Origin of the sequence: Cupriavidus sp. 2TAF22 (assembly GCF_052115045.1) — a bacterium.
GTDB lineage: Bacteria > Pseudomonadota > Gammaproteobacteria > Burkholderiales > Burkholderiaceae > Cupriavidus.
Genome location: NZ_JBFRFX010000016.1, coordinates 33,869 through 59,698, shown reverse-complemented (window position 1 = coordinate 59,698; position 25,830 = coordinate 33,869). Strand labels below are relative to the sequence as shown.

The following is a 25,830-nucleotide window of genomic DNA, read 5'->3' as shown; positions in this document are numbered from 1 at the left end:
GCGGCGGAGGTAGGACCAATCCGGGTGCCTGGCGCCCGGCGCCCCTCACCTAGTTCCCTGCCTGTTCGTCCATCCCGCCCTCCTGCTCCACCCGGCTGCGCACGAAATCGATATGTGTCTGCATGGCCGTGCGCGCCTCTTCGGGGCGCCGCGCGAGGATGGCCTCGCACAGCGTGCGGTGCTGCAGCAGCAGTAGCGCTGAGGCGTCTTCGGCCTGGACGCGCAGGCCGGTGCCGTTGATGGTGATGTGCTCGCGCAGCATGCCGATCACGCTGGTGTGCAGGTGCAGGAACATGGTGTTGTGCGAGGCCTGGGCGATGGCCTCGTGCAGCTTGGCATCGGCTTCGGCCTCGGCGGTCTTGTCGTCCTGCTCGCGCGAGGTTTCGAGCGCGCGCAGCAGGCCGCGGATGCGCTTGAGGTCGCCGCTGTCGGCGCGCATCGCGGCGAAATACGCGGTGGCCCCTTCCAGCACGCGGCGGAACTCCAGGATATCGTCGCGCAGCACCGGGTGGTCCGCCACCAGCTGGCGCCACGGCGAGGCAATGCCCGCGCGCAGCTGCTCGGTGACGAACACGCCGGCGCCCTGCCGGCTCTGCAGCAGCCCGCGCGCGGCCAGCCGCTGGATCGCCTCGCGGATGGTATTGCGGGCCACGCCATATTGCTCCGCCAGCGCCCGTTCGGCCGGCAGCCTCGTGCCGGCCGGCCAAGTGCCGTCGAGCAGCGCCGTTTCCAGTTTGCGCATCACCTGTTCCACGCGCCCGCGTGTCTGCATGCCCCCAGCCATTGCCCGCTCCGTCGCCATCCCCGCCTGGCTGGTCCAACCAATTTGAACTGCCGAGCGTCTCGCGGAATTATGCGCCAAACACCGGCGGACCTGACAGCCAGGTATCCGTCCCCACGGAGCGAGACATGAATCCAAGGCGCTACCCCCCTACCCCGGCGCAGGCCTACCTGTTCGCCACCTGCCTGGTCGACCTGTTCGTGCCGCAAGCCGGCCTGGACGCGGTGCGGCTGCTCGAGCGCGAAGGCCTGACCGTGCACTTTCCGCGCGGCCAGAGCTGCTGCGGCCAGCCGGCCTACAGCAGCGGCAACCCGGAGCAGGCGCGCAAGGTGGCGCTGGCGCAGCTCGACCTGTTCGCCCAGCCCTGGCCGGTGGTCGTGCCGTCGGGCTCGTGCGCGGGCATGATGCGCCACCACTGGCCGCAGCTGTTCGCCGACGACCCGGTGGCCGGGCCCAAGGCGCGCGAGCTGGCCGAGCGCGTCTACGAGCTGAGCGAGTTCCTGCTGCACGTGCTCAAGGTCAGCTTCGACACCGTCGCGCCCGCGCAAGCGGAGGAAACCGTGGTGCTGCATACCTCATGCGCGGCACGTCGAGAAATGGGTACGCGCCAGCATGGCGTGGCCCTGGTCGACGCCCTGCCCGGCGTCACGCGCGTCGAGCATGTGCGCGAATCCGAGTGCTGCGGCTTCGGTGGCACTTTCTCGCTCAAGCATCCCGATATCTCCGGCGCCATGGTGCAGGACAAGATCGCCTCGGCCTGCGCCACCGGCTGCGACCGCCTGGTTTCCGCCGACTGCGGCTGCCTGCTCAATATCGGCCACGCGGCGCGCCACCAGGGCGCGCCGCTGCCGGTAGAGCACCTGGCCAGCTTCTTGTGGCGGCGCACCGGCGGCAAGGCCGACGGCAACGGGGGACAAGCATGAGCGCGCTGACTTCACGCGAACGCATGCTGGGCCGCCTGCGGGCAGCCGCGCCGGCTGCCCCTGCCGACGACGTCGCCACGCTGGACGCGCGCATCGATGCGCACTTCGACGACCGCCGCGCGGCGGCGCAGGCCACCGCCCGGGACCACGTGCAGGCCATGCAGGCGGCGCTGACCGCCTCCCACGCGCAGGTCTGGTGCGCCGGTAGCGAAGACTGGCCCGCGCAGCTCGCCGACAAGCTCGCCGCCGCCGGCGTGCGCCGGCTGCTGCTGGATCCCGCCGGCGCGCAAGGCGCGGCGCTGGCGCGCGCGCTGCCCGGCAGCGTGTCCACGCTGGCCTACGACCGCCCCATCGAAGCCTGGAAGGCGGAATTGTTCGATACCGTGGACGCGGGCTTTACCGTGGCGCGCTCCGGCATCGCCGCCACCGGCACGCTGATCCTGGCGCCGGACGCGCACACGCCGCGCACGGTCTCGCTGGTGCCGCCGCTGCATGTGGCGCTGGTGTACGCCGATACGCTGCACGCGGACCTGCACGCCGCCGCGCGCGCCGAGCGCTGGCGCGACGGCATGCCGACCAACCTGGTGCTGGTGTCCGGCCCGTCCAAGACCTCGGACATCCAGCAAACGCTGGCCTACGGCGCGCACGGCCCGCGCGAGCTGTGGGTGATCATCGTGACGCGCGGCGCTGCCAACGGAGCCACGCAATGAGCACGCCTGCCACGCCCACCTCGCCCACCCCGCGCAACGCCGCCAGCCCCCTGCATTTCGTGCCGGCGGCCGACTTCAAGGCGCGCACGCGCGCCGCGCTGGACGACCCCAAGCTGCGCAGCAGCTTCCGCGGCGCCATGGACTTCCTGCAGTCCAAGCGCGCCGTGCAGTTCCCCGACGGCGACGAACTCGAGCGCCTGCGCGACCTCGGCGAGGCGATCCGCCAGCACGCGCTGGCGCGCCTGCCGGACCTGCTGGTGCAGCTCGAAGACAAGCTCACCGCGGCCGGCGTGCAGGTGCACTGGGCCGAGACCGCGGAGCAGGCCAACGCCATCGTCCACGGCATCGCGCAGGCACACCGCGCGCGCCGCGTGATCAAGGGCAAGTCGATGGCCAGCGAGGAAATGGAGCTGAACCATTACCTGGCCGAGCGCGGCATCGACTGCATCGAGTCCGACATGGGCGAGTACATCGTGCAGCTGGCCGGCGAAAAGCCGTCGCATATCGTGATGCCGGCCATCCACAAGACGCGCGGCGACATCGCCGCGCTGTTCGAGCAGCATATTCCCGGCACGCCCTATACCGAAGACGTCGACGAACTGATCCAGACCGGACGGCGCGCGCTACGCCAGGAATTCGTCAATGCCGACATCGGCCTGTCCGGCGTGAACTTCGCCGCGGCCGACACCGGCACGCTGTGGCTGGTGGAAAACGAGGGCAACGGCCGCCTTTCCACCACCGTGCCGGACGTGCATATCGCCATCATGGGCATGGAAAAGGTGGTGGCCAGGCTCGAGCACATCGTGCCGCTGGCCAGCCTGCTGACGCGCTCGGCCACCGGCCAGGCCATCACCACCTACTTCAACCTGATCTCGGGCCCGCGCAACGAAAGCCGCAGCGAGCGCGACGGCCCGCGCGAGGTGCACCTGGTGCTGCTCGACAACGGCCGCAGCCAGGCCTATGCCGACGAGCAGCTGCGCGCCACGCTGCAATGCATCCGCTGCGGCGCGTGCATGAACCACTGCCCGGTGTACACGCGCATCGGCGGCCACGCCTACGGCACCACTTACCCGGGACCGATCGGCAAGATCATCTCGCCGCACTTGCTGGGGCTCGAGGCCACCGCGGACCTGGCCACCGCGTCGAGCCTGTGCGGCGCCTGCGGCGAGGTGTGCCCGGTGCGCATCCCGATCCCGCAGTTGCTGATCCGCCTGCGTACCGAGGCCAACCGCGACCCGCAAGAGCAAGTCGCGCATCCGCTGCGCGGCCAGGGCGCGAAGTTCAGCCGCAGCGAACACCTGGTGTGGCGTTTCTGGAGCGGCGCCTTCGCGCATCCGCTGACCTACCGCGTGTTCCGCTGGGCGGCGACGCGCCTGCGCGCCTTCGCACCCTCGCGCCAGCTCGGCTGGACCAGGCACCGCGCGCCGCTGACGCCGGCGCCGCGCAGCCTGTCCGACCTGCTGCGCGAGCGGGGGCAGGCGGAGTAATACGCGTCCGCCGATCGCGGGCGCGGTAGCCCCCCTTTCCCGCTGCGTGGAAAAGGGGAGCAAGCCACGGGCGACAAGGCAGTTCCCCCGGCACGCAAGACCACAAGAACGCAAGCACATAAGCACGCAAGAAGGCGCCCCCTTCCCAGTTCATTCAAACGCATCCATCGGAGGAGACCCGACCATGCAACCCTGGACCCAGATCTATACGCCGCTAGGCAGCTTGTGGCTGTCGGCGCTCGCGGCGGCGCTGCCCATCCTGTTCTTTTTCCTCGCGCTCGCGGTGCTGCGCATGAAGGGCCATATGGCCGCCGCCATCACGCTGGCGCTGGCGCTGGGCGTGGCCGTGTTCGCCTACGGCATGCCGGTGCCGCAGGCGCTGGCCTCGGCCGGCTTCGGCTTTGCCTACGGACTGTGGCCGATCGCGTGGATCATCGTGACCGCGGTGTTCCTCTACAAGATCGTGGTGAAGACCGGGCAGTTCGACATCATCCGCGCCTCCGTGCTGGCCATCACCGATGACCAGCGCCTGCAGATGCTGCTGATCGGCTTTGCCTTCGGCGCCTTCCTGGAAGGCGCGGCGGGCTTCGGCGCGCCGGTGGCGATCACCGCCGCGCTGCTGGTCGGGCTTGGCTTCAACCCGCTCTACGCGGCGGGCCTGTGCCTGATCGCCAATACCGCGCCGGTGGCCTTCGGCGCCATGGGCATCCCCATCATCGTGGCGGGCCAGGTGACGGGCATCGACGCCATGCACATCGGCGCCATGGCGGGCCGGCAGCTGCCGCTGCTGTCGCTGGCCGTGCCGTTCTGGCTGGTCTTCATCATGGACGGCAAGCGCGGCGTGAAGGAAACCTGGCCGGCGGCCCTGGTGACCGGCGCCAGCTTCTCGGTGACGCAGTACTTCACCTCCAACCACATCGGGCCCGAACTGCCGGACATCACCTCGGCCCTGGTGAGCCTGGTCTCGCTGACGCTGTTCCTGAAGGTATGGCAGCCGCGCAGCGCCAGCCAGCGCGCCGCCGGCGCCGTGGCGGCAGGCGGCACTGCCGCGCTGGCCCGCATGGGTGGCGGACTGGCCGCGGGCGGGGGCTTGCGCAAGAGCGCCGGCGACGAACGCCGCGCATCGCCCTACAGCACGGCGCAGACCATCCGCGCGTGGGCGCCGTTCGGCATCCTGACGGCCATCGTCACGGTGTGGAGCCTGCCGTCGTTCAAGGGGCTGTTCGCCGGCAACGGCGTACTGGCCGCAACGGTGCTGAAGTTCAAGGTACCCGCGCTGGACCAGCTGGTCATCAAGGCCGCGCCCATCGTGGCGCAGCCCAAGGCCTACGAGGCCGTGCTGAAGCTCGACCTGCTCTCCGCCGTGGGCACCGCCATCCTGCTGACCGCGCTGATCTCGGCAGTGCTGCTGCGCATGAAGCCGCGCGATGCGCTGGTCACCTTCGGCGAGACCGTGGCGGAATTGCGCCGCCCGATCCTGTCGATCGGGCTGGTGCTGGCCTTTGCCTTCGTCGCCAACTACTCGGGCATGTCGTCGACGCTGGCGCTGCTGCTGGCCGGCACCGGCGGCGCCTTCCCGTTCTTCTCGCCCTTCCTGGGCTGGCTGGGGGTGTTCCTGACCGGATCGGATACCTCGTCCAACGCGCTGTTCTGCTCCTTGCAGAGCACCACCGCGCACCAGATCGGCGTGTCCGACACGCTGCTGGTGGCGGCCAACACCACGGGCGGCGTGACCGGCAAGATGATCTCGCCGCAATCGATCGCAGTGGCCTGCGCGGCGACCGGGCTGGTGGGCAAGGAGTCGGAGTTGTTCCGCTTCACGGTCAAGCACAGCCTGCTGTTCGCGGTGATCGTGGGGGTCATCACAATGCTGCAGGCTTATGTTTTGACGGGGATGGTGCCGTAGTTAATATATTTTAATTATTGATTTCAAAGTCAAATTCAAATTCTTTAAATCAAAGTCAAAGTCAAAGGCTTTCGCCCCCCCGGAGCGAAAGCCTTTGACTTTGAAGTTAAGCCTTTGACTTTAATATTTCGACTTTGAAGTCAAGGCTTTAACCCTTCAAGGCCTTTGACCTTGAAGGTAATAAATCCCCAACTCCAAAAAAACCTTATTCCCCATCATTCGCCGCCACCAGCGGCAAAAACCGATCCCCTTCGGCCAGCGGCGCAAACCGATACGTCGCCGGCGTACGGCTAAGCTTCACGGGCGCGCCCAGCCCCTTGTAGCCACCCGGCATCTCCACCACCATCTCGCGGTGCGCGGTGTGCGGATGCTGCAGCGCATCCGCCACCGACAGCACCGGCGCGCACGGCACGCCGGCGGCCACCAGCGTATCGGCCAGGATCTTGCCGTCCAGCTTGCCCATGCGCGCTTCCAGCTCCACCTTCAGCACGGCGCGGTTGACCGAGCGTGCGCCCGCGGTGGCGAAGCGCTCATCGTCGGCATATCCGGCGATGCCGAGGTGCTCGCACAGGATGCGGAACTGGCGGTCGTTGCCCACGGCCAGGAAGATCGGGTCGGTGGCCGTGGCGACGGTGTCGTACGGATAGATGTTCGGGTGCGCGTTGCCGGTGCGTGCCGGTTCCTTGCCGTTCATGAACCAGTTGGCCGCATGCGGGTGCAGCAGCGACAAACCCGAGTCATACAGTGCCGCCTCGACAAACTGGCCGCGGCCGCTGCGCTCGCGCTCCTGCAGCGCCAGCAACACGCCGAGCGTGGCGTTGAGGCCGGTGACCATGTCCACCACCGGCAACCCCACCCGCAGCGGATCGCCGCCGGCTTCGCCGTTGATGCTCATGATGCCGGCCATGGCCTGGATGGCGGCGTCGTAGCCGGGCAGCCCGCCCAGCGGGCCGTCGGCGCCGAAGCCGGACACGCGGCAATGCACCAGGCGCGGGAAGCGCGCGGAGAGCGCATCGAAGCCCAGGCCCCATTTCTCCAGCGTGCCGGTCTTGAAGTTCTCCACCAGCACGTCGGCATCGGCCAGCAGGGCCAGCAGCACTTCGCGGTCGGCCTCGGTGGTGAGATCGAGCCGCATCACGCGCTTGTTGCGGTTCAGGCCGAAGTAGTACGAGGCCACTCCGTCCTTGAACGGGGGGCCCCAGGTGCGGGTGTCGTCGCCCTGGGGCGGCTCGATCTTGAGGACATCGGCACCGTGGTCGCCGAGGATCTGTCCGCAGAACGGACCGCCCAGGATGCGCGAGAGGTCGACCACGCGGATGCCGGCGAGTGCGCCGGGCGATGCAGGGAGTTGGCTCATGAGGGGGCTCCGTTCGTTGCGGGAGTGATCTTGGGGATTGGCCTCGCCGGCGCGGCGAGGCTGCGCTCGGCTATCCGGTTACCTGGCGGGCACGCGCTCCACCAGCTTGAAGGTGCCGGTGGCCAGCGCCAGCAGCTCGCCCTTCTCGTCGCGGATCTCGCCGCGCGCGAAGCACATGGCGCGTCCGCGCCGTTCGCACCAGGCGATGCCGGTCAGCTCGCCGCGGCCAGGCGCGGTGAAGTGCACGGTCAGGTCGATGGTGACCACGCCGAAGCTGCGCGGGTCGTGGCCGCGCGCGGCGCAGGACAGCGCGCAGTCGAGCAGCGTGGCGATGGCGCCGCCGTGGACTTCGCCGCGGCTGTTGGTGTGGTCGGGATGGTAGGCCATGCTCACGCGCGCCTCGCGCGCGTCGATCTGTACGCCGCGCAGGCCGAACACGCGCGCCATCGGCATGGTCAGGCCAAACAGCGTGCCGGGCGGCTCGCCGGCGAATTCGTTGACGTACGTGGCGGTGTCGAGATCGTTCATGGCGTTGCGAATACGAGAGGAAGGGAAGCGGGCCGCGCTGCAGAAGGCAGCGCGCGGTGGAGGTCGATACTACCGCCGATTAGCCCTTCCTTGACCGGGTGGCACGCGGTGCCGCCGTAATGCTGCGCGATGATCGGCCATCGGCAGCATCGCGGGGCGGATGCGCGGCCTGGCCGGGCGCTTGCCTGGCACAAGAAGCCGCGCCGCGCGCCGCATGCGTCAGTCGAGCTGCGCGCCCGATTTCTGCACCACGGCGCGCCACTTGGTGACCTCCGCCTTGACGAAGCCGCCCAGCTGCTCGGGCGTGGTCGACGGCGCGAACTCCAGGCCTTGCGCCTGCAAGGTCTTGCGCACCTCGGGCTGCTTGAGCGCATCGGCGAAGGCCTGATTGAGCCTGGCGATGACTGCGGGCGGCGTGCCGGCCGGCGCCACCACGCCGAAGAACACCGAGACGTCGAAGCCGGGCACGCCCTGCTCGGCCACGGTGGGCACGTCGGGCAAGGCCTGCGAGCGGCCCTTGGTGGTCACGCCGAGCACGCGCACCTTGCCGCCCTTGATGAAGGGCAGCGCGGTCAGCACATCGGTGAAGGTCATGCTGACCTGGCCGCCGAGCAGGTCGTTGAGCGCGGGACCGGTGCCCTTGTACGGGATATGGCGGAAATCGGTGCCGGCCAGGTTGTTGAACAGCACGCCCGCCAGGTGCGAGGACGCGCCGTTGCCGGAGGACGCATAGGTCAGCTGGCCCGGGTGCGCCTTGCCGTAGGCGATCAGCTCGCCGACGGTCTTGGCGGGCACGGAGGGGCTCACCACCAGCACATTGGGCAGTTGCCCGATCTGGATCACCGGCGCGAAGCTCTTGACCGGGTCGTAGTTGATCTTGCGATAGAGGCTGACATTGATGGCCAGCGGGGCGGAGGTGCCGAACATCAGCGTGTAGCCGTCCGGCTCGGCGCGCGCCACCGCTTCGGCGCCGATATTGCCGCCGGCGCCGGCGCGGTTCTCCACCACCACGGTCTGGCCGAGGCTGGTCTTGAGCGCGGCCGCCAGCGTGCGCGCCATCACGTCGGTGGGACCGCCGGGCGGGTAGGTCACGATCATCATGATCGGCTTGGAAGGATAGTCTTTCTGCGCCAGGGCGGGGGCGATGCCCACGCAGAGGGTGCACGCGGCGACAGCGGCAAGGCGTTGCCAGAGGGTCATGGTGGTCTCCTGATGTCGATCATCTTCCACCGGGCAAGCGGCGCCCTGGCGGAATGCGCGGCGCCGGCTGGCGGTGCCGCGAGGGCTTGTCGGTACTGCGGTTCGTTTGCCGGGCGAAGGCGGCATGCGGCTGCCTGCCCCCTCCCCCGGCCCCGCGCCCGCGAGCGGGAGAGCGGGAGTGGGGTAAAGCAACAATGCCTTCGTGCGGTCCGCTCCCGCGGTCAGAACAGGTTGACCTGGTCTACCGCGCCGGCGGCTCGCACGGCGCCATCGGCCGGCGGCGCCACGGTATCGGCCAGCCAGTCCGGCTCGGCATCGCCGGCCAGCGGGTCCTGCGGCAGCACGCGGTGCACCAGCACCAGCTGCGCCAGGCGCATGCGGCGCTCGGAGCCGATGCGGCCGGCCTCCCATGCCATCGCGACCGCGCTGGTCACGTGGTAAAGGCCGGAGGCGGCCTGGCGCGCCAGTACGTCGCCGTCGGCGCCGGCATCGGCGGCACGCGCGGCCAGCGCCTTGGCACGGGCGATCGCGGCGGTGAAGGCGGCCCGCGCGGCGGGATGCAGCGGGGTGTCGCGCAGCAGCCCTTCCAGGTGGGCCTGCAGCACCGGCAGCGCGCCCTCGCGGCGGATCGCGCGCAGTACGTCCAGCGCGACGATATTGCTGGTGCCTTCCCAGATCGAGCCGAGGTGCGCGTCGCGCACCAGGCGCGGGTCGCTCCATTCTTCGATATAGCCGCAACCGCCGCGGATCTCCATGGCGTCGCCGGTGACCTTGCGCGCGTCGCGGCAGGCGCGGAACTTGATCAGCGGGGTGAGCACGCGCATCAGCGGGTAGGCATCGGCCTCGCCGGCGTCGGCGCGGCGCAGGGCCTCGGCGGTCTGGAACACCATGGTGCGGGCCTGCTCGGTGGGCAACGCGAGCTTGAGCAACTGGCGGCGCATCAGCGGCATGTCGGCCAGGCGCTTGCCGAAGGCGCGGCGCTCGCGGGCGATGAACTGGCCTTCGGACAGCGCGCGGCGCATCAGGCCGGCGGCGCGCACGCCGTTGGACAGGCGCGAGTTGTTGATCATGTCGGCCATCTGCACGAAGCCGCGGCCGAGCTCGCCCACCAGGTAGGCATGCGCGCCTTCCAGGCGGATCTCGCCGCTGGCCATGGAGCGCGTGCCCAGCTTGTCCTTCAGGCGGATGATGCGGTAGTGGTTGGTGCTGCCATCGGCCAGCGTGCGCGGCAGCAAGAACAGCGACACGCCCTTGATGCCGGGCGCTGCCTGGCCGTTCTCGTCTTCCACGCGTGCCAGCACCATCGCCAGCGCGGCGTCCGGATTGGAGCAGAACCACTTGTCGCCCGACAGGCGCCAGCCGCCCTCGGCGAGCGCGTCGCGCACGGCGCGCGTAGTGGTGGCGGCCACGTCGGAGCCGGCGCCCTGCTCGGTCATGAACATGGCGCCCTGGTACAGGTCCTCGAAGACCTGGGTGGTCAGGTTGGGCAGGTAGCGCTCGACCACGGCCGGGTCGCCGAACTTGCGCAGCGTGCGCGTGAGCGAATCGGTCATCGACAGCGGGCAGCACAGGCCGAACTCGGCCTGCACGAACAGGTAGGTCAGCGCGTACTTGGCCGCGGCCGGCATCGGCTTGTCCCAGCCGAGCACGCCGCCGCGGTGGGAGGCCGCCGCCAGGCCGAACTCGGAGAACGCCACGCGCTCCAGCTCCACATAGGCCGGGTGCTTGTCGATGGTTTGCGCATCCAGTCCGGTGCGGGTGCGGTGCGAGAGGGTGGGCTTGTTGTGGTCGGCGGTGTGGGCCAGCGTATCCAGCACGCCGCCCGCCATGCCGCCCAGGCGCTCCAGATGGGGCAGCAGGTGGGCGAACAGGTCGGCCGGCAGGTACAGCGGCAGCAGCGCGCGCAGGTCCGGGTCGCTGGTGAACAGGTTCACGCCCTGCTGGTCGGGCACGGGGTGGGCCGGGGTGGCGGCCGGCGGGTTGTCCGTGGCGGAGGAAGCGGAGGAAGCGGAGGAAGCGGCGGGGTGGCGCGCAGCGCTGGTCTGCATGAGGTATCTCCTGTGTTTGCCGGCACGCGCCGGCGGCGCCGGGCCGCGTGGGCAGCGGGCGGCTGGGCGGTGATGCGGTGTCTGGTGCTTGCTGTCTCTTGGTGCTTGTATTTGTGCTTTTCAAGGCCCTTCATGGCCTTGTGGGGCGGAGCGCCCTGGCTTTGCGCTTCCCGCCGCGATCCGCGGCGCGCTGGTGCGGGACGGATTGCATGTCTCCATTATTCAAAGTGCAGCGATTCGTGTCTAATTCTAAAATTGGCTTGGTCCATATATTTTTTATATCGCCATGGAATTCCGTCACCTGCGCTACTTCCTCGTGCTCGCCGAAGAACTGCACTTTGGCCGCGCCGCCCGCCGCCTGTCGATCTCGCAGCCGCCGCTGTCGCTCAATATCCAGCAGCTGGAGGCCTCGATCGGCGCGCGCCTGTTCGAGCGCGACAGCCGCGGCGTGCGCCTGACGGCGGCCGGCCGCGCCTTTCGCGAATCGGCCGGCGCGCTGCTGGCCCAGGCCGAGGACGCCCGCCAGCAGGCGCGCGAGATCGAAGCCGGCGCCATCGGCCGCTTGCGCATCGGCTTCGTCGGCTCGATGCTGTACCGCGGCCTGCCGCAGCGCCTGCGGGAGTTCCAGGCCAGCTATCCCGGCATCCAGGTGACGCTGACCGAACTCAACTCACAGGAGCAGATCGAGGCCCTGCTGCACGACCGGCTCGACGCCGGCTTTATCCACACCAGCCGCGTGCCCGACGAACTGGCCACGGCGCTGGTCCACAGCGAACCGTTCCTGTGCTGCGTGCCGTCGGACCATCCGCTGGCCGGGCAGGCCAGCGTGGCACTGGGCGCGCTGCGGGGCGAGCCGTTCGTGCTGTTCTCGCGCAATGCCTCGCCTGATTACTACAACCGCATCTTCGAGATGTGCGCGGCGCAGGGCTTTTATCCCCAGATCCGGCACGAGGTGCGTCACTGGCTGTCAGTGGTGTCGCTGGTGTCGCAAGGCACGGGCGTGGCCCTGGTGCCGGCCGCGCTGCAGCGCTCGGCAATGGCGGGCGCGGTATTCCTGCCGCTGGCGCAGGCCGCGGTGCCGTCGGAGGTGTTCTGCGTCTGGAAGGGGGCGGTGGAGGATCCGGCCAGGGAACGGTTCCTTGCGTTGGTGCGCACGGGCTGAACCGTGCCGCGCCGGCGGCCAGTCACCCAAACCGGGGGCCGAAAAGAAAAATGCCACCTGCTTTACCGGCAAGTAGCATTGTCAAATACGCGTGGAACGGGGTGTTCAGCGTGTTTCCAGCTTACCCCCTGCGTCCCCCTGGACCAATAACGCAATTGCGTTATTCCCTTCCCCCCGCCAGGGAGGGGGAGCTTTCAGGCGGCTTTCGGGAACCGCAGCCCCGCCGCGGCGGACCTTCCGCGCTCAGAAACCCTCGACCGCGATGCTCACGTGCCCCACGTCGGGCGCCGAGGCGAAGTGTTCGCCGACCAGCTTGCGCCATTCGCTGAAGTCATCCGATTCGCGGAAGTCCACCATATGGTTTTCGACCGTCTCCCACTTCACTTCGAGCGTGAAGCGCGACGGGGTCTCGATCGAGCGGAGCAGGCGCATGCCATGGCAGCCGCGCGCGCGCCTGAACAACGGCGCAGCCTGCGCGACGGCCGCTTCGAATGCCGACTCCGAGCCGGCTTTGATCTGGAATTGCGCGATTTCAAGGATCATGGTCTTCACTCCGTGTCTGTATGTCGTCGTATTGGCCGGCGGACGGCGACGCTGCCGCGCTGCGGCCATGTGCCGACTCGCATTCTATGCCCGGGCAGGATATGCTGTTGCGCCTTTGCCGCCGCACCTCGCGCAGCGGCCTGCCAGAAGCCCCGCAGGGCAATGCCGGGATCGCGACGGGCACGGCGAAAACCAAACGTACAAAGGCAAATCGGCTACAATGGGAACGATTTTCATTTACCAACCCTGGCGTGAGTTTGCCGACCGCGTGCCGTGCCTCGCGCCTACGGACTGGAAGCCCCATGCGGTTGTCTGAACTTCCGCGGCGCACTGCCGCGGTCATCGTCTCTGTCGATGACACCTCTCCCAACGATCCCGTAGCGCGCCGCCTGCGAGAGCTTGGCTTCGTGCCCGGCGAAGCGGTGCAGGTCATCGCGCTGGGCCCGTTCGGCATCGATCCCCTCGTGGCACAGGTGGGCTTCACCCGCTTTGCCCTGCGCCGCTCGGAAGCGGCGCGCATTGCCGTGGAAGCGGTGAGCGCTTCCGTCTCCAGCATCACGCCGGCCGCGCAGCCAGACGCGCCCGCCGCCAAACGCACCGCTGCCTGAGCGGGCACCTGCCAAGAATATGTCCGTCGCTTCTCCGACTTCCGCCGCCCAGCGTCCCGCCTTGCGCGTGGCGCTGGTGGGCAATCCCAACTGCGGCAAGACCGCGTTGTTCAACCGCCTGACCGGCAGCCGCCAGAAGGTAGCCAACTACGCCGGCGTCACCGTCGAGCGCAAGGAAGGCCATTTCGTCTCGCCGGCGGGTCGCCAGGTGCGCGTGCTGGACCTGCCGGGTGCCTACAGCCTGCACGCGGCCAGCCTCGACGAGGCCATCACGCGCGATGTCTGCCTGGGCCGGCGCGCGGGCGAGACGCGCCCGGACCTGCTGGTATCGGTGGTGGACGCCACCAACCTGCGCCTGCACCTACGCTTCGTGCTGGAACTGCGCCGCCTTGGCCTGCCGATGGTGCTGGTGCTCAATATGAGCGACGCGGCGGCGCGGCGCGGCATCCATATCGACCGCGACAAGCTGGCGGCCGCGCTCGGCGTGCCGGTGGTGGAGACCGTCGCCGTCAAGCGCGACGGCGCGGCCAGCCTGCTGGCCGCGCTCGACGCCGCCCTGCCCGATGCTCCGCCGGCGGCCGCCGAACCGGCTTCGGACCTGGACGTGCACCAGGAGGTCAAGCGCCTGCTGGAAGCCGCCGTCACCATGCCGGCGCGCACCGCCGCCATGGACGACCGGCTCGACCGCATCGTGCTGCATCCCGTGTTCGGCCTGGCGATCCTGGCCGTGCTGCTGTTCCTGATGTTCCAGGCCGTGTTCTCGTGGGCCGCGCCGCTGATGGACGGCATCGAAGGCGGCGTGCACTGGTTCGGCGAGCTGATCGGCAGCCACCTGCCCGAAGGCATGCTGCGCAGCCTGCTGGTGGACGGCCTGATCGCCGGCCTGGGCAGCGTGGTGGTGTTCCTGCCGCAGATCCTGATCCTGTTCCTGTTCATCCTCACGCTGGAAGAGTCCGGCTACCTGCCGCGCGCGGCCTTCCTGCTGGACCGCCTGATGATGGGCGCGGGCCTGTCCGGGCGCTCCTTCATCCCGCTGTTGTCGAGCTTCGCCTGCGCCATCCCCGGCATCATGGCCACGCGCACGATCCAGGATCCGCGCGACCGCCTGACCACCATCCTGGTGGCGCCGCTGATGACATGCTCGGCGCGGCTGCCGGTGTATGCGCTGCTGATCGGCGCCTTCATCCCGGCGCGCACGGTGATGGGCATGTTCAACCTGCAGGGGCTGGTGCTGTTCGCGCTGTACGTGGCGGGCATCGTCAGCGCGCTGGCGGTGGCCTTCGTGCTGAAGTATTTCCGCCGCGACCGCACCGACCACCCGCTGCTGATGGAGCTGCCGTCGTACCGCATCCCCAACCCGCGCGACGTGGCCATCGGCCTGTGGGAACGCGCCCGCATCTTCCTGTCGCGCGTGGGCAAGGTGATCCTGACGCTGACGGTGCTGCTGTGGTTCCTGGCCACCTTCCCGTCGGCGCCGGCGGGTGCCACGGCCCCGGCCATCGACTACAGCTTCGCCGGCATCATCGGCCGCGGGCTGGAGCACATCTTCGCCCCGGTGGGCTTCAACTGGCAGATCTGCATCGCGCTGGTGCCGGGCCTGGCCGCGCGCGAGGTTGCGGTGGGCGCGCTGGCCACCGTCTACGCGCTGTCCGGCAGCGAGGACGCCGTGGCCAGCCAGCTCGCGCCGATGATTGCCACGCAGTGGTCGCTGGCCACCGCGCTGGCGCTGCTGGCGTGGTTCGTGTTCGCGCCGCAGTGCGTCTCCACGATGGCGGTGATCCGTCGCGAGACCAACTCCTGGAAGGTGATGATCGCGTCGACGCTTTACCTGTTCGGCCTGGGTTACCTGGCCGCCTTCGCCACGTACCGCATCGCCTTGCTGTTCAGCTGAAACAACGCCGCCGCTGCCATGAGCCTCTATCACGCCGTCGAAACCCTGCTGGTGCCGCTGATCGTGCTGGTCTGCGCGGTGTCCGTGCTGTCGCGCTACGCGCCGCGCACGCGCGAGCGCCTGAAGGCCTGGCTGGCGATGCAACTGGGCGCGACGGCGGCCACCGGCTGGCGCCGGCGCGCGGTCGCGTGRCTGGCGCCGCAGGCCGCGGCCGGCTGCGCCAGCGGCTGCGACAGCGGCGGCTGCAATACCTGCGGCTCCAGCACGACGGATGCCGGCGCGGCCGAATCCGGCAAGGGCGAACAGGTGGTCCGCTTCGTGACGAAGCGCTGACGAAAGCGCTGACGTAGCGCTGAAGACGCGGCCGCAGCGACCGCCGAGGCGGCGCCGCCGAGGCACAAGAACCGCGCAAAAGCCGCGCGGAACGTGCCCGGGAATGCAGCCCGCCATCCACGCAGAAACGGGTACGCTCTGCGATTCCCGGCCGCCTTTTCACGATCCGCAGCGGCTCTGCTGCGGCATTGGCGCCCTTCTTTTCTCCCGCTTCCTGTTCTTCGGTTGAGCGCGCGGAACTTGCGTGCGTCGCCGCACATGCCCGCCACGGGCGTCGTGGCAGGCGGCTTGTTGACGCTGGCGCGGCCCGTGCACTATGCTTGCGGAACGCCACGTATCGCCGCAGACCCGCAGCACCTTGCTTGCAGGCCCCTTGTCTGCACTGAACCGCGATACCTGTGATACCCGCGCAACCAGACTATCCAGCCGATGCAACAGACCAGCTGCCACCGCCGCCAAGCCGCCGATGCGACCCGCATCGGCGCGGCCGTGCGTGCATCCGGCCTGGCTTGCGCATCGGTGCTGGCCGCTTCGCGTCTGTCCTCCCCGCTACTGCTACAACTACCGATCGGTTGCCGGGCCTAGCGCCTCGTGGCAGTTCGGCAGCCTCGCGCCACCCTTTTTCCCGCCTGAGCGTTCCTGCGCGCGCATTCCGCCGATTCTTCGTGCGCGGATTCTTCGTGCGCGGATTCGTTGTGAATTCCGCGCCCCGCGCGGCACAGGCGCATCCCAGTCTTGCCCCTTGCAGCTCCCCGCGAGGAAGGAGAACCGTCATGATGTTGCGCAACCCCGCCACCAAATATCGCCCCGCCACCGCCGTCGACCTCAAGGACCGCACCTGGCCCAACCAGCGCATCGAGCGCGCGCCGGTCTGGATGAGCACCGACCTGCGCGATGGCAACCAGGCCCTGATCGAGCCGATGAGCCCGCAGCGCAAGCTGCGCTTCTTCGAGCAGCTGGTGAAGATCGGCCTGAAGCAGATCGAGGTGGCCTTCCCCTCCGCGTCGCAGACCGATTTCGATTTCGTGCGCATGCTGATCGAGGAGGACCGCATTCCCGCCGACGTGACCATCGTGGTACTGACGCAGGCGCGCGAAGACCTCATCCGCCGCACCATCGATTCCGTGCGCGGCGCCGCGCGCGCGGCCGTCCACCTCTACAACCCCATCGCGCCCGCATTCCGCCGCATCGTGTTCGGCGCCAGCCGCGAGGAGGTCAGGGAGATCGCACTGGAAGGCACGCGCCTGATCAAGTCGCTCACCGACGCCATGCCCGAGACCGCGTGGACCTACGAGTACTCGCCGGAAACCTTCAGCATGACCGAGCTCGATTTCTCGCTCGAGGTATGCGATGCGGTGTCCGCCATCTGGCAGCCCGGCGCGGCGCGCCCGCTCATCCTGAACCTGCCGACCACGGTGGAATGCAGCACCCCCAATATCTTTGCCGACCAGGTCGAATGGATGCACCGGCACCTGGCCCGGCGCGACGAGATCGTGCTGTCGGTCCACCCGCACAACGACCGCGGCACTGCCGTGGCCGCGGCGGAGCTTGCCGTGATGGCAGGCGCGGACCGCGTGGAAGGCTGCTTGTTCGGCAACGGCGAACGCACCGGCAACGTGGACCTGGTCACGCTGGCGCTCAATCTCTACACGCAAGGCGTAGACCCCGGACTCGACTTCTCCGACATCGACGAAGTGCGCCAGTGCGTGGAGCACTGCAACCAGCTGCCGGTGCATCCGCGCCATCCATACGCAGGCGACCTCGTCTTCACCGCGTTCTCCGGCTCTCATCAGGACGCAATCCGCAAGGGCTTTGCGCAACAGCAGCCCGATACCATCTGGGAGGTGCCATACCTGCCGATCGACCCCGCCGACCTCGGTCGCAGCTACGACGCGGTGATCCGCGTCAACAGCCAGTCAGGCAAGGGCGGCATGGCCTATCTGCTGGAGCAGGTGCATGGCATCTACATGCCGCGCCGCCTGCAGATCGAGTTCAGCCGCGCGGTGCAGGCGATGACCGACGAGAGCGGGCTCGAGGCCAGCGCCGACGACCTCTATGGCCTGTTCGGCCGCGAGTACCTCGACGCGCAGACGCCGCTGCGCTACGTGGGCCACCAGATGGTCTCTGACAACAACGGGCAGGTGGAGATCGAGGTAACGCTGCAGCGCGAGGGCAAGCCCGTGAGCGTGCGCGGCAGCGGCAACGGCCCGATCGATGCGTTTGTCGGGGCGTGCGCGAGCGTGCTGGATATACCGGTACGGGTAATGGACTATCACGAGCACGCGCTGTCGTCCGGGGCCAATGCCAGCGCGGCCAGCTACGTGGAAGTGCGGGTCGGGGATTCCGCCACCGGCTTCGGCGCCGGCGTCGATGCCAATATCGTGGCGGCATCGCTCAAGGCGGTGGTGTCCGGCATCAACCGGCACCTGCGCGCCGCGCAGCCAGTGCGGCGCGAGCGGGAAATGGCTGCCTGAGGGCAGGCCGCCATCCGGGGCATGCAGAAAAACCGGTGTGCCCCGCCCCCACGGGGCACACCCGGAAAGACGCCTTTGCGGGGCGCCCACGACATGCTCCTTGCTGTGACTGTGTGCACAGCGTAAGGCCCGTCGCCGCGCGCGGCCACGAATATTTGCGCATGTCCTTAGAAGTCAGGTCCGGCAATCAAAATGCGTATTTGCGCCGCCGCTCCGCAGGCCGCTGTCGCAGCGTCACGATGCGGCGCGCGCGTGCAAAAAGCCGATGCCGTTCTTCTTGCTCTCGGTCAAGGCTCGCATGGGATCCCTCCGCCACACTGTGCGTGAAGTTTCCCATCACCGAGCCAACCATCATGAAGAATCGCCTGTCTGTCCGCACTCGTCCCGCCACCACCGCTGTCGCCGTCATGGCCATGTTCACTGCGCTCGCCGCCACGCCAGCCGCAGCGGCAGAGGAAGCCCAGGGCAACTGGATGGTGCGCCTGCGCGCCACCTATCTCGACATGGCCGACAAGTCGGATCCCATCGGCGGCGTCGGTCCTTCGGACCTGATCACGGTGAACAACAAGTGGATCCCCGAGCTCGACGTCACCTATTTCTTCACGCCGAACATCGCCGCCGAACTGGTGCTGACGGTGCCGCAGAAGCAGGACGTCTACCTGGGCGGCAGCAAGATCGGCACCTTCTCCCACCTGCCGCCGGCCTTGCTGGTGCAGTACCACTTCCTGCCCAACGGCACCTTCCGTCCCTATGTGGGCGCCGGCATGAACGTCACGCGCATCTGGGGTGCCAACCTGGCCAACAACTCACTCTCGCTGGACCGCTGGAGCGTGGGCCCCGTGCTGCAGATCGGGATGGACTACAAGCTGACGAAGAACTGGTTCCTGAACGCGGATATCAAGAAGACCTGGATCTCGACGGACGTCAAGGCCGCAGGCGTGAAGCTGTCGAACGCGAGCCTGGACCCGTGGCTGTTCAGCATGGGGGCGGGTTACCGCTTCTGATGCGGGCGGTCGTTGCGCAAGATCCGTTGCGCAAGATCCGTTGCGCAAGAGCCGTAGCGCAAGACCCGGCGTGCAGCCGGCCGCCGTCGGCACAGGCAGCGCAGGGGACGTTCATCGCCCGCGCCGCCGGCTTCCGGGGCCTGGCCTGCCGCGCCTTACCTGAAGGCAGGCTCGTCGAAACTGCGCAGCTTGCGCGAATGCAGTTGCTCGGCCCCGGCCTCGCGCAGGATGCGGATCGCCTCCAGGCCGATGGTCATGTGCTGGCTCACGCGCTGGCGGTAGAACGCGTTGGCCATGCCACGCAGCTTGAGCTCGCCGTGCAGCGGCTTGTCGGACACGCACAGCAAGGTGCCATAGGGCACGCGCAGGCGGAAACCGTTGGCCGCCACGGTGGCGCTTTCCATGTCGATCGCAATCGCGCGCGACTGGTTGAAGCGGGCGTATAGCGACTTCGACTTCAGCTCCCAGTTGCGGTCGTCGGTGGAGACCACGGTGCCGGTACGCATGCGCGTCTTCATCTCGCTGCCGGACAGGCCGGTGACGCGTGCCACGGCTTCCTGCAGCGCGACCTGGATCTCGGCGATGGGCGGCACGGGCACCCACGGCGGCAGGTCGTGGTCCAGCACGTGGTCGTCGCGCACGTAGGCGTGCGCCAGCACATAGTCGCCGAGCTGCTGCGAGCGACGCAGGCCGCCGCAGTGGCCCACCATGAGCCAGCAATGCGGGCGCAGCACCGCGAGGTGGTCGGTCATGGTCTTGGCATTGGACGGGCCCACGCCGATGTTGACCAGGGTCACGCCGAGGCGGTCCTCGCGCACCAGGTGATAGGCGGGCATCTGCGGCAGCGCGCGCGGGCGCAGCGCATCGTCGGGCTCGGGCGCGCCGCGTTCCTGCACTACGTCGCCGGGTTCGACGAAGCGCGCGTAGCCGTCGGCGCCCTGCTCGTCCCCGGCCGCCATCAGCGAGCGGCCCAGCGCGATGAACTCGTCGACATAGCGCTGGTAGTTGGTGAACAGCACGAAGCGCTGGAAATGCTGGGGCGCGGTGCCGGTGTAGTGATACAGCCGCTGCAGCGCGAGGTCCACGCGCTCGCCGGTAAACAGCGAGAGCGGCCACGCCTCGCCGGGCACGGGTTCGAAGGTGCCGTTGGCAATGGCATCATCGATGCGGCTCAGCTCGGGCAGCACGAAGGACGCTTCGAGTTCGCGCGCCTGCGTGTAGCTGATATCGGTGGTGGAGGCTTCGATGACGAAAGGCAGCGGGATCGGCCGCCGGCTCACGCCGACCACCACCGGCACTCGGTGGTAGCGCAACAGGCGCTCGATCTGGTCACGGTAGTAGTCGGCCAGCAGGTCGGGCCGCGTCACCGTGGTGCCATACACGCCCGGGTAGGCCACGGTGCCCCACGAGGGCCGGCTGTCCGTCACCATGGTCTCGAGGTTGACCGAGATGCCGAGGTAGGGGTAGCAGGCGTGCGCCGCGGACGGCAGCGGCTGACCGCGCGCGAAGGCGTCGAAGCGCGCGCGTATCGCGCCGACCGAGGCCTCGTAGATTTCGAGGATACGGGCCAACGCCGCGTCGGCGTCGCTGAACTCGGCCAGCTGATCGGCCGGGTGGGCGGAAGAGAAGATCGAGGCATTCATGGCAAACATGATACCCCGCCTCGGAGTGGGCGCAACATGCCAGGCGGCAAATTGACGGGCCTTCGCGCGCTCGCTACACTGCCTGCAGTCTTTGGCGGCCCCCGCGCCGTCCTCGCCTCGAGACGCCCCCCCAAAAGAAGGGCAGCGCCGAGTTGCTGTATGTGCTTGCATGGGAGCCCCGATGGAAATCCGCAATCTGCTGCCCGATGAGATCGAGGCTGCCAGACAATTGCTTGCGGCCAACGGCTGGGCACACAGGGTGGCCAACACCGAGCGCTTCGCCCGCCTGATCGCCAATTCGCAGCGCGTTGCGGTGGCGGTCGACAATGGCGAGATCGTCGGTTTCGCGCGTGCCCTGTGCGACGATATCTCCAACGGCTACCTGTCGATGGTGGCCGTGGCGCCAAGCCACCGGCGCCGCGGCATCGGCCGCGCGCTGGTGCGCCACATCGTCGGCAACGATCCCGATATCACCTGGGTGCTGCGCGCCGGACGGTCCTCCGAGGCGGCCTTCTTCGGCCAGCTCGGCTTCGTGCCCTCGCTCGTGGCCATGGAGCGCCGGCGCCTCTGAGCGCGCCGCAAACCGCACAGACACGATCCTATGGCCTCCTCGACCGGCTGGTTCCACTGGGCGCTGCTCTCGGCGGTGTTCGCCGCGCTGACGGCGATCTTCGCCAAGATCGGCCTGGAGGGCATCAACTCCGACCTTGCCACGCTGGTGCGCACCGCGGTGATCATTGTGGTGCTGAGCGCCTTCGTGGTGTTCACCGGCAAGTGGAGCAACCCGCTGGCGCTGTCGCCCCGTACCTGGGTCTTTCTCGTGCTTTCCGGCCTCGCCACCGGCGCTTCCTGGGTGTGCTACTTCCGCGCGCTCAAGCTCGGCGAGGCATCCAAGGTCGCACCGGTGGACAAGCTGAGCCTGCTGCTGGTGGCGGTGTTCGCCGTGATATTCCTGGGCGAGCGGCCCAGCCTGCGCGAATGGGCCGGCATCCTGCTGGTGGGCGCCGGCGTGCTGGTGCTGGGCTTCAGGCGCTAGCGCGGCACCAGACCGGGGCGGCGCCCTACCTGTCGGTACGCAGCGGCCCGTACTCCACCGGCACCCAGGCGTAGCCCTTGCCCTCCGCGCGCACATGGCCGATGCCCGGGAACGGCAGGTGCGCGCCGGCCACCCACAGCTGGCCGCGCGCGGCTTGCGCAAAAAGCGCCTTGCGCGTGGTCACGGCCTGGCGGCTGTCCACGTCGAACTCCATCGCCACCTCCGGCCGGCGGAACTGCACCGCATGGCTGTGCACGAGATCGCCCCAGAACAACATGCCGTGGTCGGCCGACCTGAACAGGTAGCCGCTGTGGCCAGGTGTATGGCCGTGCGCCGGCACGGCGCTCACGCCGGGTAGCAGTTCGGCTCCGGCGGCATAGGTGCGCAGCCGGCCGCTGGCCTGGTAGGGCGCGACGGCGGCGCGCGCCATGGCAAACAACGGCTGGGCATCCTGCGGCGCGCGCGCCGCCGTGGCTTCGTCCAGCCAGTAGGCCGCGTCGGCCTTGTCGACATACACCGTGGCGTTGGCGAACACCGGCTTGCCGTCGGCCATCAGGCCGCAGGCATGGTCGGGATGCAAGTGGGTGAGCAGCACGGTATCGACCTGCCCGGGCGCATAACCCGCGGCGCGCAGGTTCTCCACGACGCGCCCCAGCGTGGGGCCGAAGCAAGCCGCGGTGCCGGTATCGACCAGCACCAGGTTCTTGCCGGTGTGGACCAGGTAGGCATTGACCGCGGTCTGCATGCCCGGCGTCGTGGCCACGAACATGCGCGCCAGCAAGCGCTGCACTTCGCCGGGGCTGCTGTACTTGAACACCTTGGTGTCGAGGTCGACATAGCCGTCGTACAACGCGGTCACTTCGAACTGGCCGAACATCATGCGGTAATAGCCGGGCACCTGCGTCCTGAGCTGGGCCGGCGGGGACGCCGCCGCCGGGCTCTGGGCGGGCGCCAGGGCGGGCGCGCCGGCAAAGGCAAGGGCTGCGATCAGGGATACTGCGGTCCGGCGACGGCCGGCGGGGCAAGGCACGCTCATGCTGCGCTCCATGGAAATTGGGGGCGACTTCCAGAGCTGCATTATCGGCGCAAAGTGCGCGACGCGGCGGCTCGCGCATATGTGAGCGCGCGCTCCGTGCCGCGCCGGCCATCCGGCACGGGCAGCGCGGCATCGGCGGGCGGGAAGGCTGCCTGCGCACGGCCGGCGGCAACGAAAAACGCCTCCCGGTCACGGGAGGCGTTCATGCATGAAAGGCCGCAGCGCTGCCCCGGTTCACTCCGGCTGGATATTGGCCGCCTTGATGATCTTGCCCCACTTGGCCGATTCCGCGGCCTGGAACTTGGCCAGCTCGGCCGGCGAGCTGGTGAACACATCCGTCCCCGTAGACTGGTAGAAGCTTGCGGCGGTGTCGCTCCTGGCTGCCTTCACCAGCATCGCATGGAGCTTGTCGACGACCGGTTGCGGCGTCTTGGCCGGCGCGTAGGCCGCGAACCAGTAGCTCATCTCATAGCCCTTGACTCCGGCCTCGTCGATGGTCGGTACATTGGGCGCCAGCGGCGAACGCGTCTTGCCCGACACGCCCAGCGCCTTGAGCTTGCCGCTCTTGACCTGCGGCAGGCCGGTGGCGGTGTCGGTGATCATCATCTGGATCTGGTTGCCGAGCAGGTCGGTCACCGCCAGCGGGTTGCTCTTGTACGGCACATGGAGCAACTGCACATGCGCCATCTGCTGGAACAGCTCGCCCGCGATGCGCGAGGAGGAACTGCCGCTGCCGAAGCTGAGCTTGCCGGGTTCCTTCTTGGCCAGCGCGATGAAGTCGCCCACGCTGTTGACCGGCAGTTGCGGATTCACCACCATGATCTGGCCGCCGCGGCCGAGCGCGCTGATGGGCGAGTAGTCCTTGACCGGATCGTAGGGCAGCTTCTTGAACAGGTGCTCGTTGGCGGCATGCGTGGTGTTGGTGGTGATCAGCACGGTGTAGCCGTCCGGGCCGGCCTTGGCCACGTCGCTGGCGGCGATGAAGCCGTTGGCGCCCGGCTTGTTGTCGACCACCACCGTGACCTTGGCGTCCACCGTGATGGCCTGGCCGATCGCGCGCGCGAGCTGGTCGGTGGCGCTGCCGGCAGCGAACGGCACCACGAAGCGGATCGGCTTGTCCGGGAACTCCGCATGCGCAGGCCCCGCCAGCAGCGCGAGCGCCGCGGCGGCGATGCCGGTGACCACCTTCATGGCGGAAGCGGGCTTGGTGTATGCGGACATCTTGAGTCTCCTGTTGGAATCTGGCTTCGTTGTGGTTGTTGAGTGCGAATCTCGTCGCGAATCTCGTCGCGAATGTCGTTGCCAATATCGTTGCGCGTGCGCCTGGCCGTTCAGCCCGCGCCGGCCAGCCTCGGCGGCAAGGGAATCTCCAGCTGCAGCAGCAGGAAGGCCAGTGCCTTGCCATGCGTGTCGAGGTTGAGCGCATCGTTGACGCCGCCGTCCAGCACGCCGTCGATGACGAAGTTCATCGCCTGCAGCGAAGGCACCAGGTAGCGCTTGACGGCCGACGGCTGGCGATGGGCGAACAGCGCGGCCACCGCGTCTTCGGTGACGTGGGCGGCGAGATGATCGAAATCGCGCGGATCGTAGGCAATCACGCTGATATTGGAGCGGTCGCCCTTGTCGCCAGTGCGCCCGTGCGCGAGCTGGTACAGGGCGATATTGTCGGCGGCATCGGTAGTGGCAGTGTTCATGGCAGCAGGGTATGGCTTGCGTTGACGGCGGCGCGCGGCACCAGGCAGGACATGGCGTTCAGGCGTGCGCGCAGCGCGGTACGCACGCCGCCGCCGCCCGCGGGGCCGCAGGTATAGAGCGCATTGACCTCACGCAGCAGCGCCTGCGCCACCGGCTTGTCCTCATGCGCGAGCGCGGCGCGCAGGCGCACGTCCTGCGCCTGCGTCTCACCGGGCAGGGCCTGCTGCAGCAGCCGGCCGCCGTCGTCGGCGAACACGCTGCACACGCCGATCAGGTCGAAGCGTATCGGCACGCTGTAGCCAAGCAGGTTCATGCGCTTGCGCACGATCTCCGCGGCCAGGCGCGCGCGCGCCGCGGCATTGGGGCCGGCATAGGAGATCTCGCCTTCGGCGATCCAGCCGCCCTGGTAGAACAGGTTGGCCTTGAGCTGTTCCGGCCGTTCGCGGCCGCGCACATTGCGCACCGCCACGCGGTCCGGGCCCAGCTGCTCGACGGTGGCCTGGCTGATGTCCGCGACCACGTCGGGGGTGAGGTAGGCGGCGGGGTCGTGCACTTCGTACAGCAACTGCTCCTTGACGGTGCGCAGGTCCACGCAGCCGCCGGTATCCGCGGCCTTGCCGACCTCGATATTGCCGTCGGCATCCAGGCGCACGATCGGGTAGCCGACGGCATGCACATCGGGTACGTCCTTCATGCCGGGATCGGCAAAGTAGCCGCCGGTGACCTGGGCGCCGCACTCGAGCAGGTGGCCGGCCATGGTGGCGCGCGCCAGCCGGTCCCAATCGTCCCACGACCAGCCGAAATGCGCCATGGCCGGGCCGACCGCCAGCGCCGGGTCGGCCACGCGGCCGCACACCACCACCTGCGCGCCGTCGGTGAGCGCGTCCGCGATGCCGCGCGCGCCGATGTAGGCGTTGGCGCAGACGAAGCGCGTCTCCGGAAAGCCGCTGCCGACGATCTGGCGCAGCACGGCGCGGCCGGCATCGTCCGCAAGGTCGTCGCCTTCGACCACCGCCACGCGCGGTGCCGCCAGGCCAAGCTCGGCGGCCAGCGCGCGCACGCGTGCGGCGGCGGCGCGCGGGTTGGCGGCGCCGAAGTTGCCGACGATGGGAATGCCGTTGGCCAGGCACAGCCCCAGGACCGGCGCGAGCAGCGCGTCGAGCAGCGGTTCGTAGCCTTGGGCGGGATCGTTGCGCCGGGCCAGCTGGGCCAGCGCCAGCGTGCGCTCGGCCAGGGTCTCGAACATCAGCACGGCGGGGCCGCCCGCCGCGATCATGGTGCGCACCACGGGGAGGGCGGCATCCGTGCGGTCGCCGGAGAAGCCGGCACCGGAGCCGATCAGCAAAGGTCCGGGGGCGGGAGCGGAAGCAGTCATGGGACGAAGCCTGGTGAGGCGGGCGCAAACCCGGGTGGCAAGGACGGTGCGCACGAGGCCGCCACCGTGAATGGATTCTAGACCTGCCAG

General features: G+C 68.8%; 24 protein-coding genes. 12 read left to right on the top strand and 12 right to left on the bottom strand.

All coding sequences use genetic code 11. The features are described 5' to 3' along the window. Window positions 1-49: 49 nt before the first annotated feature. The gene (locus AB4Z48_RS20365) at window positions 50-742 is read right to left on the bottom strand and encodes a FadR/GntR family transcriptional regulator (protein WP_441617218.1); all 693 of its coding nucleotides are present in this window, start codon (window positions 740-742) and stop codon (window positions 50-52) included. Between the two features lie 167 nt (window positions 743-909). On the opposite strand from AB4Z48_RS20365, the gene AB4Z48_RS20360 reads away from it, so the two are divergent. The 4 genes from AB4Z48_RS20360 to AB4Z48_RS20345 all read left to right on the top strand — a co-directional run bounded on the left by AB4Z48_RS20360 (window position 910) and on the right by AB4Z48_RS20345 (window position 5,807). Further along, entirely contained in the window at window positions 910-1,704 is a 795-nt protein-coding gene (locus tag AB4Z48_RS20360) for a (Fe-S)-binding protein (RefSeq protein ID WP_441617216.1), read from the top strand. After that, window positions 1,701-2,414 carry a LutC/YkgG family protein gene (locus AB4Z48_RS20355; RefSeq protein WP_441617214.1) on the top strand — a complete coding sequence of 238 codons (714 nt, stop codon included), beginning with the start codon at window positions 1,701-1,703 and terminating at the stop codon, window positions 2,412-2,414. Before AB4Z48_RS20360 ends, AB4Z48_RS20355 begins: the two co-directional genes overlap by 4 nt. Continuing rightward, window positions 2,411-3,901, top strand: a complete 1,491-nt coding sequence (locus tag AB4Z48_RS20350) for a LutB/LldF family L-lactate oxidation iron-sulfur protein (RefSeq protein WP_441617212.1) — start codon at window positions 2,411-2,413, stop codon at window positions 3,899-3,901. The genes AB4Z48_RS20355 and AB4Z48_RS20350 overlap by 4 nt, the downstream gene beginning before the upstream one ends. Before the next feature lie 184 nt (window positions 3,902-4,085). After that, a complete protein-coding gene (locus AB4Z48_RS20345; RefSeq protein ID WP_441617210.1) occupies window positions 4,086-5,807 on the top strand; it encodes a lactate permease LctP family transporter in 1,722 nt (573 codons plus the stop codon). Between the two features lie 205 nt (window positions 5,808-6,012). Here AB4Z48_RS20345 and AB4Z48_RS20340 read toward each other — a convergent pair whose 3' ends face one another. From AB4Z48_RS20340 to AB4Z48_RS20325, 4 genes are all read right to left on the bottom strand, one after another. After that, entirely contained in the window at window positions 6,013-7,164 is a 1,152-nt protein-coding gene (locus AB4Z48_RS20340) for a CaiB/BaiF CoA transferase family protein (RefSeq protein WP_441617208.1), read from the bottom strand. 78 nt (window positions 7,165-7,242) lie between these two features. Continuing rightward, a complete protein-coding gene (locus AB4Z48_RS20335; RefSeq protein WP_441617206.1) occupies window positions 7,243-7,692 on the bottom strand; it encodes a PaaI family thioesterase in 450 nt (149 codons plus the stop codon). 219 nt (window positions 7,693-7,911) lie between these two features. Then, window positions 7,912-8,892: a Bug family tripartite tricarboxylate transporter substrate binding protein gene (locus AB4Z48_RS20330; RefSeq protein ID WP_441617204.1), complete on the bottom strand. Its 981-nt coding sequence runs from the start codon at window positions 8,890-8,892 to the stop codon at window positions 7,912-7,914. A 221-nt stretch (window positions 8,893-9,113) separates the two neighbouring features. Next, window positions 9,114-10,940, bottom strand: coding sequence for an acyl-CoA dehydrogenase family protein (locus AB4Z48_RS20325; RefSeq protein ID WP_441617202.1), 1,827 nt, complete (start codon window positions 10,938-10,940; stop codon window positions 9,114-9,116). Window positions 10,941-11,226: 286 nt separating this feature from the next. Here AB4Z48_RS20325 and AB4Z48_RS20320 point away from each other — a divergent pair, with 286 nt between their 5' ends. Further along, window positions 11,227-12,102 (top strand): LysR substrate-binding domain-containing protein, encoded by an 876-nt coding sequence (locus tag AB4Z48_RS20320; protein ID WP_441617200.1) that lies wholly within the window; start codon window positions 11,227-11,229, stop codon window positions 12,100-12,102. Window positions 12,103-12,345: 243 nt separating this feature from the next. Here AB4Z48_RS20320 and AB4Z48_RS20315 read toward each other — a convergent pair whose 3' ends face one another. Then, a complete protein-coding gene (locus tag AB4Z48_RS20315) occupies window positions 12,346-12,645 on the bottom strand; it encodes an antibiotic biosynthesis monooxygenase family protein (protein WP_441617198.1) in 300 nt (99 codons plus the stop codon). 302 nt (window positions 12,646-12,947) lie between these two features. Here AB4Z48_RS20315 and AB4Z48_RS20310 point away from each other — a divergent pair, with 302 nt between their 5' ends. From AB4Z48_RS20310 to leuA, 4 genes are all read left to right on the top strand, one after another. Further along, complete coding sequence (locus AB4Z48_RS20310) at window positions 12,948-13,253, top strand: FeoA family protein (protein ID WP_441617196.1); 306 nt, start codon at window positions 12,948-12,950, stop codon at window positions 13,251-13,253. A 19-nt stretch (window positions 13,254-13,272) separates the two neighbouring features. Beyond that, window positions 13,273-15,144, top strand: coding sequence for a ferrous iron transport protein B (gene feoB, locus AB4Z48_RS20305; RefSeq protein ID WP_441617194.1), 1,872 nt, complete (start codon window positions 13,273-13,275; stop codon window positions 15,142-15,144). 18 nt (window positions 15,145-15,162) lie between these two features. Next, a complete protein-coding gene (locus tag AB4Z48_RS20300) occupies window positions 15,163-15,477 on the top strand; it encodes a DUF6587 family protein (RefSeq protein WP_441617192.1) in 315 nt (104 codons plus the stop codon). Window positions 15,478-16,253: 776 nt separating this feature from the next. Further along, window positions 16,254-17,951 (top strand): 2-isopropylmalate synthase, encoded by a 1,698-nt coding sequence (gene leuA, locus AB4Z48_RS20295; protein ID WP_441617375.1) that lies wholly within the window; start codon window positions 16,254-16,256, stop codon window positions 17,949-17,951. 187 nt (window positions 17,952-18,138) lie between these two features. Here the strand turns inward: leuA and AB4Z48_RS20290 are convergent, their stop codons facing one another. Further along, on the bottom strand, window positions 18,139-18,306 hold the full coding sequence (locus tag AB4Z48_RS20290) for a hypothetical protein (RefSeq protein WP_441617190.1): 168 nt from the start codon (window positions 18,304-18,306) through the stop codon (window positions 18,139-18,141). On the opposite strand from AB4Z48_RS20290, the gene AB4Z48_RS20285 reads away from it, so the two are divergent. After that, a complete protein-coding gene (locus tag AB4Z48_RS20285; protein ID WP_441617188.1) occupies window positions 18,305-18,955 on the top strand; it encodes an OmpW/AlkL family protein in 651 nt (216 codons plus the stop codon). The two genes, AB4Z48_RS20290 and AB4Z48_RS20285, sit on opposite strands and share 2 nt — an antisense overlap. Window positions 18,956-19,110: 155 nt before the next feature. On the opposite strand, the gene AB4Z48_RS20280 is transcribed toward AB4Z48_RS20285, so the two are convergent. Next, entirely contained in the window at window positions 19,111-20,607 is a 1,497-nt protein-coding gene (locus AB4Z48_RS20280) for an AMP nucleosidase (protein ID WP_441617186.1), read from the bottom strand. A gap of 172 nt (window positions 20,608-20,779) precedes the next feature. Here AB4Z48_RS20280 and AB4Z48_RS20275 point away from each other — a divergent pair, with 172 nt between their 5' ends. Both AB4Z48_RS20275 and AB4Z48_RS20270 read left to right on the top strand, forming a co-directional pair. Further along, entirely contained in the window at window positions 20,780-21,169 is a 390-nt protein-coding gene (locus tag AB4Z48_RS20275; protein WP_420997467.1) for a GNAT family N-acetyltransferase, read from the top strand. A 30-nt stretch (window positions 21,170-21,199) separates the two neighbouring features. After that, window positions 21,200-21,634, top strand: coding sequence for an EamA family transporter (locus AB4Z48_RS20270; RefSeq protein ID WP_441617183.1), 435 nt, complete (start codon window positions 21,200-21,202; stop codon window positions 21,632-21,634). Window positions 21,635-21,659: 25 nt separating this feature from the next. Here AB4Z48_RS20270 and AB4Z48_RS20265 read toward each other — a convergent pair whose 3' ends face one another. From AB4Z48_RS20265 to AB4Z48_RS20250, 4 genes are all read right to left on the bottom strand, one after another. Next, complete coding sequence (locus AB4Z48_RS20265; protein WP_441617181.1) at window positions 21,660-22,670, bottom strand: MBL fold metallo-hydrolase; 1,011 nt, start codon at window positions 22,668-22,670, stop codon at window positions 21,660-21,662. A 234-nt stretch (window positions 22,671-22,904) separates the two neighbouring features. Then, window positions 22,905-23,891 carry a Bug family tripartite tricarboxylate transporter substrate binding protein gene (locus AB4Z48_RS20260; RefSeq protein ID WP_441617179.1) on the bottom strand — a complete coding sequence of 329 codons (987 nt, stop codon included), beginning with the start codon at window positions 23,889-23,891 and terminating at the stop codon, window positions 22,905-22,907. A gap of 110 nt (window positions 23,892-24,001) precedes the next feature. After that, on the bottom strand, window positions 24,002-24,364 hold the full coding sequence (locus AB4Z48_RS20255; RefSeq protein WP_441617177.1) for an AtuA-related protein: 363 nt from the start codon (window positions 24,362-24,364) through the stop codon (window positions 24,002-24,004). After that, on the bottom strand, window positions 24,361-25,740 hold the full coding sequence (locus tag AB4Z48_RS20250; RefSeq protein WP_441617175.1) for an acyclic terpene utilization AtuA family protein: 1,380 nt from the start codon (window positions 25,738-25,740) through the stop codon (window positions 24,361-24,363). The genes AB4Z48_RS20255 and AB4Z48_RS20250 overlap by 4 nt, the downstream gene beginning before the upstream one ends. Between the last annotated feature and the right edge of the window lie 90 nt (window positions 25,741-25,830).

Coding starts and splice junctions, on each gene's coding strand:
- AB4Z48_RS20365 (WP_441617218.1), bottom strand. CDS start 742: ATGCGCAAACTGGAAACGGCGCTGCTCGACGGCACTTGGCCGGCCGGC.
- AB4Z48_RS20360 (WP_441617216.1), top strand. CDS start 910: ATGAATCCAAGGCGCTACCCCCCTACCCCGGCGCAGGCCTACCTGTTC.
- AB4Z48_RS20355 (WP_441617214.1), top strand. CDS start 1,701: ATGAGCGCGCTGACTTCACGCGAACGCATGCTGGGCCGCCTGCGGGCA.
- AB4Z48_RS20350 (WP_441617212.1), top strand. CDS start 2,411: ATGAGCACGCCTGCCACGCCCACCTCGCCCACCCCGCGCAACGCCGCC.
- AB4Z48_RS20345 (WP_441617210.1), top strand. CDS start 4,086: ATGCAACCCTGGACCCAGATCTATACGCCGCTAGGCAGCTTGTGGCTG.
- AB4Z48_RS20340 (WP_441617208.1), bottom strand. CDS start 7,164: ATGAGCCAACTCCCTGCATCGCCCGGCGCACTCGCCGGCATCCGCGTG.
- AB4Z48_RS20335 (WP_441617206.1), bottom strand. CDS start 7,692: ATGAACGATCTCGACACCGCCACGTACGTCAACGAATTCGCCGGCGAG.
- AB4Z48_RS20330 (WP_441617204.1), bottom strand. CDS start 8,892: ATGACCCTCTGGCAACGCCTTGCCGCTGTCGCCGCGTGCACCCTCTGC.
- AB4Z48_RS20325 (WP_441617202.1), bottom strand. CDS start 10,940: ATGCAGACCAGCGCTGCGCGCCACCCCGCCGCTTCCTCCGCTTCCTCC.
- AB4Z48_RS20320 (WP_441617200.1), top strand. CDS start 11,227: ATGGAATTCCGTCACCTGCGCTACTTCCTCGTGCTCGCCGAAGAACTG.
- AB4Z48_RS20315 (WP_441617198.1), bottom strand. CDS start 12,645: ATGATCCTTGAAATCGCGCAATTCCAGATCAAAGCCGGCTCGGAGTCG.
- AB4Z48_RS20310 (WP_441617196.1), top strand. CDS start 12,948: ATGCGGTTGTCTGAACTTCCGCGGCGCACTGCCGCGGTCATCGTCTCT.
- feoB (WP_441617194.1), top strand. CDS start 13,273: ATGTCCGTCGCTTCTCCGACTTCCGCCGCCCAGCGTCCCGCCTTGCGC.
- leuA (WP_441617375.1), top strand. CDS start 16,254: ATGTTGCGCAACCCCGCCACCAAATATCGCCCCGCCACCGCCGTCGAC.
- AB4Z48_RS20285 (WP_441617188.1), top strand. CDS start 18,305: ATGAAGAATCGCCTGTCTGTCCGCACTCGTCCCGCCACCACCGCTGTC.
- AB4Z48_RS20290 (WP_441617190.1), bottom strand. CDS start 18,306: ATGATGGTTGGCTCGGTGATGGGAAACTTCACGCACAGTGTGGCGGAG.
- AB4Z48_RS20280 (WP_441617186.1), bottom strand. CDS start 20,607: ATGTTTGCCATGAATGCCTCGATCTTCTCTTCCGCCCACCCGGCCGAT.
- AB4Z48_RS20275 (WP_420997467.1), top strand. CDS start 20,780: ATGGAAATCCGCAATCTGCTGCCCGATGAGATCGAGGCTGCCAGACAA.
- AB4Z48_RS20270 (WP_441617183.1), top strand. CDS start 21,200: ATGGCCTCCTCGACCGGCTGGTTCCACTGGGCGCTGCTCTCGGCGGTG.
- AB4Z48_RS20265 (WP_441617181.1), bottom strand. CDS start 22,670: ATGAGCGTGCCTTGCCCCGCCGGCCGTCGCCGGACCGCAGTATCCCTG.
- AB4Z48_RS20260 (WP_441617179.1), bottom strand. CDS start 23,891: ATGTCCGCATACACCAAGCCCGCTTCCGCCATGAAGGTGGTCACCGGC.
- AB4Z48_RS20255 (WP_441617177.1), bottom strand. CDS start 24,364: ATGAACACTGCCACTACCGATGCCGCCGACAATATCGCCCTGTACCAG.
- AB4Z48_RS20250 (WP_441617175.1), bottom strand. CDS start 25,740: ATGACTGCTTCCGCTCCCGCCCCCGGACCTTTGCTGATCGGCTCCGGT.